Annotated in this window: 7 protein-coding genes and 1 pseudogene; all 8 read right to left on the bottom strand. The window is 68.3% G+C overall.

Annotated elements, in window-relative coordinates:
- Position 1: 1 nt before the first annotated feature.
- A complete protein-coding gene (locus tag KVT44_RS33420; RefSeq protein WP_217570984.1) occupies positions 2 to 727 on the bottom strand; it encodes a hypothetical protein in 726 nt (241 codons plus the stop codon).
- A gap of 319 nt (positions 728 to 1,046) precedes the next feature.
- Positions 1,047 to 1,907 (bottom strand): metal-dependent hydrolase, encoded by an 861-nt coding sequence (locus tag KVT44_RS33425; RefSeq protein ID WP_217570986.1) that lies wholly within the window; start codon positions 1,905 to 1,907, stop codon positions 1,047 to 1,049.
- 76 nt (positions 1,908 to 1,983) lie between these two features.
- Positions 1,984 to 3,204: an MFS transporter gene (locus KVT44_RS33430; RefSeq protein WP_217570988.1), complete on the bottom strand. Its 1,221-nt coding sequence runs from the start codon at positions 3,202 to 3,204 to the stop codon at positions 1,984 to 1,986.
- A complete protein-coding gene (locus tag KVT44_RS33435) occupies positions 3,194 to 4,444 on the bottom strand; it encodes a hypothetical protein (RefSeq protein ID WP_217570990.1) in 1,251 nt (416 codons plus the stop codon). Before KVT44_RS33435 ends, KVT44_RS33430 begins: the two co-directional genes overlap by 11 nt.
- Positions 4,445 to 4,537: 93 nt before the next feature.
- Entirely contained in the window at positions 4,538 to 7,540 is a 3,003-nt protein-coding gene (locus KVT44_RS33440; protein ID WP_217570992.1) for an amino acid adenylation domain-containing protein, read from the bottom strand.
- A 10-nt stretch (positions 7,541 to 7,550) separates the two neighbouring features.
- Complete coding sequence (locus KVT44_RS33445) at positions 7,551 to 10,721, bottom strand: non-ribosomal peptide synthetase (protein WP_217570994.1); 3,171 nt, start codon at positions 10,719 to 10,721, stop codon at positions 7,551 to 7,553.
- Positions 10,722 to 10,760: 39 nt separating this feature from the next.
- Entirely contained in the window at positions 10,761 to 12,530 is a 1,770-nt protein-coding gene (locus tag KVT44_RS33450; protein WP_217570996.1) for a TauD/TfdA family dioxygenase, read from the bottom strand.
- A 472-nt stretch (positions 12,531 to 13,002) separates the two neighbouring features.
- Positions 13,003 to 13,834, bottom strand: a pseudogene (locus tag KVT44_RS33455) (IS701 family transposase); the annotation flags it as partial.
- Between the last annotated feature and the right edge of the window lie 38 nt (positions 13,835 to 13,872).

The following is a 13,872-nucleotide window of genomic DNA, read 5'->3' on the forward strand; positions in this document are numbered from 1 at the left end:
CCTAGTCGGGGCGGGCAGGTGAACCCCGCAGGGGGCGGCGGGGGTCCGCCCGCGGGACCAGACTGGCCAGCATCTCCGCACCCAGGTCCTGGCCGGTGACTGCCGTTCTGAGGCGGGCGACCGGTCCGGGGACGGGGGATGCCTGCGCGCTCGCGATGCGCGGCCCTCGCGGCGTGAGGACCACGCGGGTGCGTACGCATCCGCTCTCAAGACCGGTGAGGTCGAGCAGGGCGAGGACGATGGCCCTGGCCGCTGCCGCGGGCACCTCCGCCAGTTCGGCGGGGTGGACGAATTGCCCCCCGGTGAGGGTAGTGCCGGTCATGCCGAGCACATGGTGCATACCAGCATGAGTGAAGGTGTCCACGATGAGCTGCGGCCCCTCAAGGAACTCCTCAATGACACAGGGCAGCGAGGGCTCACCGGCCGCCCATGCCTCCAGGGCGCTGCTGTCCCAGATGATGTCAATGCCGCGTCCTGGGCCGGTCTTGACGACCACCGGATGGGGCAGGCTCTCGAGCCAGGTGCGCGCGACGCTCACCGAGCCCACCCGTACCGCGTTCACCACTGAGACACCGGCCTGGTTCAGCGTCCGGCGCATGGCGGCCGGGTCCTGCAGCGCGTACAGGGAAGCAGCCCTGCTCGGGGACAGCATCACAAGGGCGTCTTCGACGGCGTGGTGGAGGGCTGGGCAGTCGCCGACGTACAGGATGTGCTCGATGTCGTTCACTCGCGCTATTTCAACCATGGGCACGTGGAACGCATTTCGGGCTGGAGGCTCCGCCATGGGATACCGCCCCTCAGAACCCGCCGCCAACAGTTCGTCCGTAACCAAGTTCGACAGCGACCATGCCTCGAAGTCCAGTTCCATCGCTGCTTCGAGCAATGAAGGCTCCGGTTCGATCAACAGGATCCGCCGACCGTTTCCACCCACTCACCCTCCCCGCTTTCGCCTTTTCGAACTCCGCGAGAACTCGACGCACACGGCTCTGCGTTCGGTGCAGCGGCGTAATGTGCAGAACAGGCGTCGAACACCGGTTGACACCAGGTCAACTCCGCTTCGGTGTGGTCACTGCCACCAGCTCGCTTCCGTCCTCCGCGAGCGTCAGTTCCACCGTGAGCGAGACCAGCTCGCCGAGCCGCCGCAGGTGCGTCCCGCCGCAGGGAATCCCGACGGTCCGCTCCGGTAGCTCGCACACCCACTGGCGACGTGCGGTCAGCTCCGGTCCCGGTGTGTCGATGCGCACCGGCGCGTCCTGGGCGAGCCAGCCCGCCAGCCTTTCGTTCACGTTCGAGGCCAGCCCGGGCAGTGCCTCGCGCAGCCCCTCTGTGTCGAAGCGCTTGCGCAGCGACTTGCCGATCCGGTAGCGATCGGTACTGGCGTTCACGTCGATCCGCGAGTCCGCCACGACCATGTTGTCGAAGTCCGGATTGCCCAGGCCGTCGGCGCGCACCTGCTTCCGCCAGCGGTCGGCCAGGGCCTCGTTCAGCGCGAGTGCCATCAGGTGGCAGCCGGTGTGGGCAGCCGACAGCGCGGCGCGGCGGACCTTGTCCACGTACAGCTCGACCTGTTGGCCGGGGGCGGGCGCCGCGCCGTCCACGAGGTGCACCGCGAACCAGCGCCAGGTCTCGGTACCGCGCCGCACCGGGATGTCGGTTCCCTCCGCGAATTCGCCCTCGGGCCCGACCCCGCCGGTGACGCAGTCCACCACCGCGTACTCGACTCCGCCCGCCACCATCGTCCCGATGTCACCGGGCTGGTCCGGCCAGCTGTGGTCGAGCGGGTGGAAGGGCGTGGTGTCGACGATCACGCCCGTGCCTCCGGGCACCGCGCGCGTCCCGAGCACGGTCGCCGTGCCGGTCGTGGCCCCGGTGGGGAAGGTGACAGTGGTCGTGATCAGATCTGCCATGTTTCTCGTCCTCATCATCGGACCGGAGGCAGGTGGCCCCGCCAGCGCGTTCGGGGGGGGCGACCGCCTCGTGGTGTCAGGACTGCGAGGTCTCGGGAACCACCGCCTCGGCCTGTGTCTCGTGTACCCGCCGCTTCCGTACGATCTGCCACACGAGCGCACATACGAGCCCAGCAGCGACCTCGATCAGCGCGCACCATGCCAGCACGGACTTCGCCCCCGTGGAATTGGCGATGTACGCGGCGACGACCCCCAGCGCGGCTCCCCCCGCCCCGCCGGCGAACTGCATGACGGAGAAGACGAACGGCCGGTGCGCTGAAGCCACGTGTTCCTGGACCGCTCCCTCGACCAGCACGATGCTCACAGAACCCATGGCCCCGAGAAGGGTGAACAACGCACACGCGACAGGTACCGAATGCGCCTGGGTGAAAGCGAAGAACACCAGGCCGTCAAAGACGATCATCCAAGACAGGGACGATTCGCTGAACACTCGTGGGAAGCGCTGGGTCAGGATGGCTCCCACGATTCCCCCCAGGCCGCCCAGGCCGAGCAACAGTCCGGTGAAACTGCCGTCGAGCCCGTAGGCCTGCTCGGCGAAGGGGAACATCAGCGGCGACTCCACCTCGAGGATGATGACCACGAGACAGTACGTGGTCACCATGGACACCACCTGCGGCATCCGGAACAGATGGCGCAGGGAGGCGGACATGCCTACCGAGACCTCTTGTTCCTGCTCCACGTGTGACGCTGTGGGAACGGCCTTCAACGCGACCAGCAGCGGAAGGAGAGCGGCGCCGAGCACCGCTCCGATCACCAGGCTCCAGGTCAGTCCCAGCACGGTCACCGCGACTCCGCCCAGCGGCGGCGCGACGATCACGAGGACGTTCCCGACCATCGTCCTCTGTGCGTTGTAGGACGTGCGCTCCTGTTCCTGCAGCACATCCGCGTCGAAGGTGCGCTTGGCACTGAGGACAGCCTGATGGATCAGACTGTTCAGGCTGGCGACCACCAACAGACTCGCGGTGGTGATCGGCAGCAACGCCGCTCCGGCGAAGAGCACGACGCGGGCGCCGGTGAACGCAATCACGGTCCGCCGCGCCGTGAGCCGCGCGGTGAGGCGGCCGGCTGTCACCACCATCAGCAGGGCCGGTAGCAATGTGGCAGCACCGATCAGTCCGACGTCGGCCACCCGCCCCGTCAGCTGATAGATGCCGGCCGTGAAGACCGTGTAGTACGCCAGTCCGGTGAGCCTGACGAAGGTGTCGGCAGCCAGCAGCTGCCGCAGTTCACGCCTCAACGGAAGGCTCCTCATACGCCCAGCTGACTGCCGCGCCTGCGGACATGTTGATGACGGAGGATCCGGACCCGCTCCGCAGGAAGCATCCGGACCACCTCCCGCCGTAGCGGTAGAGGCCGAGGACGCATTCCCGGGACATCGTGTCACTCGATCCGAGCAGCCGTACGTCGAATTCGGCGGGTGTGATGATCTCCTGGGCGACCCAGCTTCCCCGGTTGTCCCCCGCCAGTCTGTCGCGAAGCTCGGCCTCACTCACCGTGCGTCCGTCGATGACTCCCGAACCGCCGAAGTCGGCAGCCGACTTGAAGAAGTAGCCAGACATATCAGCGATCAGCGCGTCGATGTTCGCAGCCGCGACGACATGCGTTTTCGGCACGAGGGCGTCGATCACGGCACATGTCGACTCCGGCAGCAGTGCGCGGTACTCAGGGTCGTGGAGAAGTCCCATCCACACCTTGCTCCCGATCACCTCGCCGGAGAAGTCGCCGATCACGTGTCCGGCCGTGTTGAACACCTCGGCCACGAACTCCAGGTCGGCGAGCGCGTCATCGGCCATGAAGACCCGGTAGACCAGCGTCTGCTCGTCGATCAGTTCCGCGCCCGACTTCTCGGTCGCCACGAACACATCGAGCCCGGCGGGAAGCTGGTGTGCCAGGGTTTCTCGCATCCACTCGAGGTCGAACTGGCCGTAGCCCTCCCAGGTGCTCCAGTCCAGCAGGCAGACCTTGGTCAGGCCCTTCTGCCGCATGATCGGTGCCAGTTGACGTGCCAGATGCTCGTACGGGGTGGGGGTGACCGGATGCCCCGCCGCCAGCTCCTCGTACCTGCGAAACTCGGCCGTCTCCGGGCCGCCGACGCTCGAATCCAAGTTCAGCTCGCAGATCCGGACCGAGCCGTCTGCGAGGGGTATGAGGTCGACTCGCAGAACAGGGCACTCGTATCCCTCAGGGTCGTCGAGCACCGGCATCCACGGGACGAGCTGCGAGGGGACCCCGAACAGCTGCAGCACCGCCGCTCTGTCCATGGTGGACAGTAGGTGCCGGAGGATCACCGACTTCGCCCGGAGGATCTCCGGCACCGCTGAGCGCACCTCGTCGAGGCGGAAGCCGGTCAGTGGGACAGCGGCGCCGAGCGGCAGGAGTTTCTCGCCGCCCCCGTCCTTGTACCGTTCGCAGAAGTCCCGGATCCTGTCCTCGACCCACTTGCTTCCGGCCTCCGGGTTCATGACGTCGTCGCGCAATTCGTGCCGTCCTTAATGAAGTCTCTGCCGCCGACCGGTCCGGTCCCCCGCAGGGGCGGACCGGGCCGGTCGGCAGGATGGGTATCGGGAATCTCAGCGAGTCGGCTCGGGCTGCGGCAGCTCGCCAGATCGCACGGCCGAGTCGAGCAGGTGATTGACCAGCTCACCGGTCATCGTCCAGCCGGGCTCCGGCCGGCCGAGCGCAGCCAGGGTGTTGTCCTGGCCGAAGGGGTTGCGGCCACGGCCGCGCCCCACCGCCGACTCGCTCTCCTCATCGAGTACTCCGAGCAGCGGGAAGGCCGCGTTCTCGGGCTGTTCGGCGAGCTTGGAGAGCCACTCCCCGGGCGGGAGCACCTCTGCATCGAAGCCGTGGTCCCTGATCCAGCCGGCCACGAGGTCGAAGTCCACCATCGTTCCGTCGACGACGTGGAACACCCGGCCGAAGACCTCATCGCTCAGAGCGATGGAACACATGGCCGACACCGCGAACTCGACTGTGAGCCAGGGCTCCGCGACCGCGCGCCGGGGTACAGCGCCGAGTTGGGCGCCGCCGACGATCAGCATCCGCGCCAGGTCGTCCTCGGGCCAGCGCCCGCTGGTCGCGGCGCCGACCACACGGCCGATCCGCAGCACCGTCGCTGGGATTCCGGCCTTCTGCGCACGGGCCACCAGCTGTTCGGCGACCCACTTGGACTGGGCGAAACCGTAGTCCAGGCCGTCCGGGCTTTCCACCGGGAGCTCAGGCCAGATCCGCTCGGCCGAGCCCGCCTTCCAAGGCATGACCGAGACGGTGGAGGTGAAGTGGAGAGCTTTGACCTTGCCGAGGGCAGCGAATCGGATCGCCTCCCGCGTTCCGGACACGTTGGCGGCACGCAGCGCGGTGTAGGGCTGCGCCAGATTTTCCGTCGCCCCGTGGTGGAAGACCACGTCGATCTGGTTCGCCAACTCCTCCCAACGCCGTTCGCCGAGGCCGAAGCGGGGCAGTCGAAGGTCACCGGCGATCACCGACACGTCCTGCGGCCGCGGCAGCTCGATCCCGCACTTGTGCAGGGTCGCGGCCAGGCGTGCCTTGGCCCGCCGCTCATCGCCTTCGCCGATCAGGCAGGTCACCGTCGCCGACGTGCGCCCGAGCAGTTCAGCGAGGAGGTGGGCACCGATGAAGTCGTCGGCTCCCGTCAGCAGGATGTGCTCCGGTTCGCGCATCCGGCCCAGGTCGGCGTCAGTGGTGGCTATCGGGTGGAGGCTCAGCTCCGCATCAGCCTCCAGCACCTGGCGCAGGGTGTCGTCGGTCGCCCGCGTCACAGCGGTCCCGCGCTCCTCGATCGCCGTGGCCAGTTGTTCGGGGGTCGGGTTCCCGAAGATCGCCGTCATGGGCAACTGTCCGTCGAAGGCGGCGCGCAGTCGGCCCACGACCTGGATCGCGAGGATCGAGTGGCCGCCCAGCTCGAAGAAGTTGTCCCGCACCCCGATCCGCTCGATGTTCAGCACGTCCTGCCAGACGGCTACCACCTGCCGCTGCACCTCGGTCGAAGCCGCCACGTACTCGGTGCGCAGCTCCGGCCGCTCGCCACCGGGTTCCGGCAGGGCCCGGTAGTCGACCTTCCCGTTCGCGTTGAGCGGCAGGTCGGCGAGGACCACGTAGTGCGTCGGCACCAGGTGGGCCGGCAGCAGCTCCGCCATGTGGGCGCGCAGCTCGGTCGGGTCGGGCGCCTCCTCGGAGTCCGCCGCAGTCACGTAGGCAACGAGCCGCTGGTCGGCTGCCGACGCACCCGCGGTCACCACCGCCAGGGCCACCGTCGGATCCTTCATCAGCGCGGCCTCGATCTCCTCCGGTTCGACCCGGAAGCCCCGCATGCTCAACTGCCGGTCGGCCCGGCCCTGGAATTCGAGCGCACCGTCGCCCCGGAGCCGCCCCAGGTCACCGGTCCGGTACATGCGCGGCGAGCCGGGGGTGAACGGATCCGGCAGGAAGCGCTCCGCGGTGAGGTCGGGCTGATTGCGGTATCCACGGGCGATGCCTGCGCCGCCGATGTAGATCTCGCCGACGGTCCCCGGGGGCACCGGGTTGCGCTGCTCGTCGAGCAGGTAGACGAAGGTGTTCCGGACCGGGAAGCCGATCGGCACCGACTCGTCCGCCGCGGCGGCATCGACGTACCAGATCGTGGAGTCGTTGGTGGTCTCCGTCGGCCCGTAGTGGTTCTGCAGGGTGGCGTTCGGCAACAGCTCGAAGAACCGCTTCACCATCTCCGGCCGCAGCACGTCCCCGCCGGAGACGACGACGCGCAGTGAGGCGCAGGATTCCGCCGCGCCCGGGGCCTCCAGGATCTGCGCCAGCAGCAGCGGCACGGAGTCGAGCTGGGTGATCTTGTGTGTGCCGATGAGTTCCGCCAGGCGGAAAGGGTCCTTGCGTTCGTCCGCGGCCGCGATGACGAGACGGGCTCCGCTGGTCAGCGGCGCGAACATCTCGATCACGGACGAGTCGAAGCTGAACGAGTACTTCAACAGGCCGACGTCCTGAGCGCCGTAGCCACTGTGCTCACGGATCACCTGCAGGGTGTTGGCGAGGTTTCCGTGAGTCACCTCCACGCCCTTGGGGTTGCCGGTGGTCCCCGAGGTGTAGATCACGTACGCCAGGTCGTCGGGCTTGGCCGTGGTGAGCAGCAGAGGTTCCGCCGGCCCGCCCGCCTCGGACCGGCCCGGCACCGCCACCGTGGGCACCGACAGCCCGGCGGCACTGTCCGACGGGTCTGCCTGAACGAGTATCGACGTGATGCCGGAATCGGCCACGAGGAAGGCCAGCCGGTCGCGCGGGTAGCAGGGATCGAGCGGCACGTAAGCCGCCCCCGTCTTCAGCACGGCGATGGTCGCCGCGACCATTTCCGGACCGGGGTGGGCCATGATGCCGACCACGGCCTGCGCACCCGTGCCCACGTCGCACAGCCCTCGGGCGATGAGCGACGCCCACGCGTTCAGTTGGCCGTAGCTGATGTGCTCCCCGCCGAACTCGAGGGCGACCGCGTCCGGCCGGTGCGCGGCGTGGTGTTCGAAGAGGGCGACGGCCGTGGTCTCGGGACCAACTTCAAGGCCAGTATTCATGGTCACGCCTTCACGCGGAGGGGTCGGCGGCAGCGCGCCCGACCAGTTCGGACAGGGTTTTGTCGGGTGAGTCCACGACACGTCGGCAGAGCTCGACGAATTCCTCCGCCATCGCCGCGATGGTCGAGCGGTCGAAGAGATCGGTCGAGTAGATCCACTCCATCAGCACCTCGTCGGCCGGGTCGGATCCGGGAACCGTCGCCAGCTGCTCTCCACGCGGGATGACGATGACGTCGAGGTCGTGCTTCGCGCTGTAGTTCTGCAGGTAGTGGATCTCTGCGGGGGTCTCGCCCAGGGACATCTGCGGGACCCGGGCGTCGTGGTAGGAGAAGGCGACCTGGTACAGCGGGTTGTACGCCAGGTTGCGCTCCGGGTTGAGGTACTCGACCAGCTTCGAGAACGGGAAGTCCTGGTGGCGGTAGATGTCGAGGGCCGCCTCGGTGATGCGGCCGCGCAGCTCACCGAACGTGGGGTCGCCCGACAGGTCCGCGCGCAGCAGACCGCCGTTGATCATCATTCCGATCAGCCGCTCGGTCGACTCGAACCGCCGGTTCGCCATCGAGATCGCGATGGTCATGTCGGTCTTGCCGGAGTACTGGTTCATCAACATGGTGAAGATCGCCGTCATGACCATGTATCCGGTGGCGCCCGTGGACGCACCGAGCAGCCGGATACGCCGGTAGAGGTCGGCCGGGATCGGCATGATCACGACGTCGCCGTGATGGCTCTGCACCTGGGGGCGCGGGCGGTCCGTCGGCAGGGGCAGCAGTTCCTCGGCCCCGCGCAGCTTCTCCCGCCAGAACTCCCACTGCCGCTCGGCGTCGTCGCCGGCCAGCCACTGCCGCTGCCAGACCGCGTAGCCGGCGAACTGGACGGGCAGTTCCGGCAACCAGGGCCGGCCGCCCTCGCTGAAGGCCCGGTAGCACTCGCGCAGCTCCTGCATCAGGACGCCGAATGACCAACCGTCGTGGATGAAGTGGTGCTCGACCAGCAGCAACATGTGGTGGTCCGCGGAGAGCCGGAACAGAACCCAGCGGAACAGCGGCAGCCGGCCGACGTCGAAGGGGCGCGCCACGATGGTCTGCATCCGGTCGAGCGCCAGGATCTCCCGGATCTCCTCCGGCTCGGCGCTGAGGTCCTCGAACTGGACGCTCACCGGGAAGGGCGGGTGAATGACCTGTTCCGGCATCCCGTCGGCGCCCTCGACGAAGGCGGTCCGCAGCAGCTCGTGCCGACGGACGATCTCGCTGAGCGACTCCTCCAGCACCGCGACCGACACCGGCCCGCGCAGGTCGAGGTAGGCCTGCGTGGCGTACGCGATGCTGTCCGGCACCAGTTTGCCCAGGAACCACACCTGCTCCTGCGGGAGCGAGAGCGGGATCGGCCCGGTCCGGTCGGTACGGGTCGGCCCCTGCACCTTCGTGGCGGCGTCGGCGTTGGCTCGCAGCCAACCGACCAGACCGGCCACGGTCGGGTGCTCGAACACGACCGAAACCGGGATGTCGGTCTGGAACTCCGCCCTTACCCGCGTGATGATCTTCGTCGCGATCAGGGAGTGCGCCCCGAGCTCGAAGAAGTTGTCGTTGACGCCGACTTCGTCCAGGCCCAGGATCTGCGCCACCGTGGCGGCCACCTTCTGCTCTTCCTGGTCACCTGGTGCCATGTAGGGCACCGAGAGCTCGGGCCGGGTCGAAGGCGGGGCGGGTAGCGCGCGGTGGTCCACCTTGCCGCTGATCCCGAGCGGCAGCTTGTCCATGACGACGTAGACGTTGGGCCGCAGGTGTTCCGGCAGGGCCTCACAGACGCGCTGCCGGAGGGCGGGAACCAGGACCGCCCCGTCGGCGGGCGGGGTGACGTAGGCACCCAGCAGCACGTCGTTGCCGCTGCCGCGGGTGACCACCGCCGCGGCCTGCACAGCCGGATCGGCGCAGAGTACGTCCTCGATCTCTCCGGGCTCCACCCGGAACCCGCGGACGGCCAGCTGCCGGTCGGCACGGCCGTGGAACTCCAGCGCCCCGTCGGCACGCAGGCGCCCGAGGTCCCCGGTGCGGTAGAGGCGCAGGCCGTCCGGGTCGGTGACGAAGCGTTCCCCGGTCAGCTCCGGCCGCCGGTGGTAGCCGGCTGTGACGCCGGCGCCGCCGGTGTAGATCTCGCCGATCTCCCCCGGCTCGACCGGTGCGAGCCGGTCGTCCCGGACGTGCACGGACGTTCCGGCGATCGGGAATCCGATCGGCACGGGCCCGGCCGCGGTGTCCGTGGTGCAGGGCCAGATGGTGGTGATGACGGTCGCTTCGGTGGGGCCGTACTGGTTCTGCAGTTCGCACCATGGCGCAAGGGTCAGGAACCGGTGGGCCAGACCGGGCGGCAGGACGTCCGCCCCGGAGATCGCCAGGCGCAGAGACACGCAATCGGCGGCGAAGTCCGGCAGGTCGACGACCTGAGCGAGCATGGCCGGCACCATGTCCCAGATCGTCACGCCGTGCCGCTTGACCGCGGCCACGAGCTTCGCCGCGTCCCGCCGCTCCTCGGCGGCCGCGACGACCAGCTTCGCTCCGAAAGCGAGCGGGGCGAAGATCTCCAGCACGGACGCGTCGAAGGTGAAGGAGTGCGTGAAGATCGTGACATCGCGTTCGGAGAGCTTGTAGCTCTCGCCCACGGCGTTCAGCAGATTCACGACGTTGGCCTCGGTGACCCGCACCCCCTTGGGGCGGCCGGTCGATCCGGACGTGTAGATGACATAGATGAGGTCGTCCGGACCTCGGCGTACCGTCTCAACGGCCGGAGCGGACCCTGCCTCGGCCGAGCTCGAGACGCCGATGACGGGCAGACCCCGGCCGGACAGGCGCGGCGCCAGGCGCTCTTCGGCGAGCACCGCCGACATCCCCGAGTCCTCTATCAGGTAGTCGAGCCGCTGCTCGGGGTATTCGGGATCGAGCGGCACATAGGCGGCGCCCGCCTTGAGTACACTCAGGATCGCGGCGATCATTGCCGATCCGGGCTCGGCGTACACGCCGACCAACTCCCCGGGATGTACTCCCCTGTCAATCAGCTCGCGCGCCTGGCGGCGGGCCAAGGCGTCGAGATCGTAGTAGCTGAGCGTGCCCGTCGCGGACACGACGGCCGTGGCGTGCGGTGTGGCTGCCACGTGTGCTTCGAAGAAGTCGATGAACGACTCGATCACTGTTCGGCTCCTCATTCGGTTTCGGATAGCCCTGCCTCGTCAGACGGCGAAGGCTGTCTCGACTACGCGTCCACTGCCACGTCGGTCGGCAGCCGACGGCACCGGGTCGCTCACCAGACACACCCGTTGCAGCCAGCGGTCGCGGCCGTCGAACCGCGCGGGGAACTCCGAACGCGCGTGCACGGCACGGCGGTTGTTGACGATCAGCAGGTCGCCCGGCGACAGGCGGACCCAGCGCTGCACCTTGTTGACGGCGCTGCGGAGCGATTCGAGCGCCTGCTGCGCGTGCGGCGTCTCCCCGACCATCAGATCGAGGTCGAAGGTCATGTACGGGTCATAGGGATTGCCGTACAGAACGGGCAGCGTGGGGCCGTTGCCCTGCACTCCGTTGGCACTGCCGAAGGAGTAGTCCACCCCTGTCCGGAACTGCGGGAGGAACAGCTCGCAGCGGTCCGCCAGGCTCAGGTGGGGTAGCGCCATCCGGACGCTCGCCAGGATGGTCTTGGCGATGCCGTCGTGGTCGCTCCGCAGGCAGTGCAGCATGAGGAAGTCCGGCATGTGCGGGTGGAATGCCGTCTCGGTGTGGAAGTCCAGCAGGATCGCGGAGCTCTCCGAGGAGAGATTGGCCGCGTTGTGCGCCGTGGGCGCCACGTTCTGGAAGAGCAGACCGTGTTTCTCCTGGAGGTAGGCGAGCGGAAAGCCCAGCGCGGACGCGAATCCGGCCAGCCAGAGTTCGCTCAGCCACGTCGGCTTGTCCACCCGAAGCCCCGGGTCGGCGGGGGTCACGGGCAGCTCCGCGTCCACCGGCAGCCCCCGTACCAGCAGCCCCTCGTAGTCGTTGGACCGGTGTCGGAAAGTGGCCACCGCTTCCCTGATCACCCGCGGTATCTCGTCGAAGCGCAGCTCCGCCTCGACCAGGAAGGCCGCCTGGTCCCGGTAGGGGTCGGGCAGGGCGCCCCCGCCGATCCGTTCCAGCAGGGACCGGTACGGCCGTGCGTCGACGACGTGCGAGCCTTCGATCTTCGCCAGATCCTCCTCGGGAGGGAACGAGCGGACCGAGAAGCAGCGCTCGTGCGTGACCGTCTTCGCCAACTCTGAGCTGCCCGGGGCGCACTGGCCGGTGAGCAGCCAGGTGAGTGTGTTGAGCAGGAACCTGGCGTTGTCCGCACGCCCCAGGAAGGGCAGGGCGAACAGCTCGCCGCCGCCCACGACGACGATCCGTCCGGCGCCCACGTCGCCCGCCGCGGCGAGGATGCGCCCGTCCCGTGCGGCGATCCCGGTCACAGCGGAGCCGGTGACGGTCAGGCCCCTGGCCCGGTGGAAGTACAACTCCTCGACGCCCTCGGTCACCGGATGACCCGGCAGCACATCGGCGGAAACCGAGTAGGTCAGGAGGTGGCTGGTCGGCGGCTCCTGGCGGACGGAGACGAAGTCGGGATCCAGGACCAGCCCCGGTACCAGGTCGGACAGCGGGAAGGGCGCGGTGTCGATCGCGGAATCGCCGAGGACCAGCAGGTTCCGACCGGCTGCGAGATGGCCGCGCAGCAACGCCAGGTCCCCGGCCGTCAACGGCGGCTCGTCCGCCGTGGGCAGCGTGAGCACCAGGAGATCCGCTCCGTCCAGCGCGTCCCCCTCCCAGCTGGCGTCGATCGATCTGATCGCCACCTCGCCGAGGTGCTCGCCGAGCACCTCGGCAAGGTCTGCGAGGTGTCCCAGGTACTTCTCCTCTGGGGCGGCGGAGGTGTCCCCGCGACCCGGCGCGATGTGCCACGCACCGGAGTGGAATCGATCCAGAACGATGTCTGGCATAGACAGCTCCCTCGTTGAACTATCGAACTCGCCCTCCACAAGGCAGGCGGTCGTCCCCTCCTGAGAAGAGCTACTCACCGTGGAACCGCCGGTAGCAGACGTCGGGAAACTTGAGGCGCGACGCGTCAGAGCCACCCGCGCAACTGCCTCGCTCCGGGAAATGAACGGTCATGGTCCCGTCTCGTCGGTGGAGGTGTGGCGTGTGCCTAGAACATCGTCGAGGGACGGCATCCCGTCCCATTCCCGCGGCGTTCCCGTCCTGCCGGTCCGAACCGATCACGACAGTGGCCGGGCTCGGCGAACACCATGCACGTCGCGAATCGGCTGCACCGTGCCGAACCGCGAGTACGTGGCCTAGGCCTGGTGGGCCCTCAGTCCACTGGTACTGCAACGGTGTTTGTTCTGAGTGCTGGGCAGTTTTAGGGGCTGTGTCCGCGTCGTTCGTAGTGGCTGATGCGGGCTTGGTGTTGGCGTCTGATCTCAGCGAAGCTGAGGCGGTTGAGCTGGGAGGATCTGTTTCTGCTTCGTCGGCGTCGAGTTCGCGGGCGCGCAGAACGGTGAGGCAGGCGTGGGCGGCCACGGCCAGGGTCATGTGGCGGTGCCAGCCCGGGTAACGGCGGACCTGGTAGTCGTCCAGACCGCATTCCTGCTTCGCTGTCTCGAAGCATTCCTCCACGGCCCAGCGGCTGCCCGTGATGCGGATCAGCTCGTCCAGGGGTAACGGTCGGGCAGTAAGCGACGTAGTAGGAGACTTCCTCGGGTCTGCTCACGCTGCGGCGGGCGAGGACCCAGTGTCGGCGATCCTCGCGGTGCCAGGGCCGCACCTCGATGCGGGCCCAGTCATAGATCCGCCGACCGTGGGCACCGTCGCCGCAGGAACGGCGTTTCGGCCATGACGTGGAAGACGTCGGCCTGCTCCAGTTCGAACCGCCGGCTCTTGCTGAAGCCGTAAGCGGCGTCCGCCGTCACCCACCGGAACGGGACCCGGTCGGCGATGGCCCGGCGGACCATCGCCGGGCAGATACAGGCGGCGGTCGATCAGTGTGCGTCCGCGGTCGGTGGCGTAGGCGAGGAAGACGCCGATCTGGCTGTTCTCCGTGCGTCCGGCGGTGCCGGAGTACTGGCGTTGCACGCCGGCCGAGCGGATGCCCTTCTTGAGGAAGCCGGTGTCATCGACGATCAGGACCGCCTCGCGGTCTCCGAGGTGCCAACGTCCAGCCGTTCTTCCGCTCCAACGGAGCAACCAGCCCCCGCATATGAGCCAGTGCCGACTGACGCGGCTCCTCCCGGTTGAACCAGTACATGAACCGCTCGTGCAGAGCGTCCAGTTCCCCGACCCACA

The organism is Streptomyces sp. GbtcB7 (genome assembly GCF_019091445.1).
Lineage (GTDB): Bacteria > Actinomycetota > Actinomycetes > Streptomycetales > Streptomycetaceae > Streptomyces > Streptomyces mirabilis.

Bases quoted from the DNA above. Each gene is read 5' to 3' on its own strand.
- KVT44_RS33425 (WP_217570986.1), bottom strand. From the start codon at position 1,907: ATGGCAGATCTGATCACGACCACTGTCACCTTCCCCACCGGGGCCACG.
- KVT44_RS33440 (WP_217570992.1), bottom strand. From the start codon at position 7,540: ATGAATACTGGCCTTGAAGTTGGTCCCGAGACCACGGCCGTCGCCCTC.
- KVT44_RS33450 (WP_217570996.1), bottom strand. From the start codon at position 12,530: ATGCCAGACATCGTTCTGGATCGATTCCACTCCGGTGCGTGGCACATC.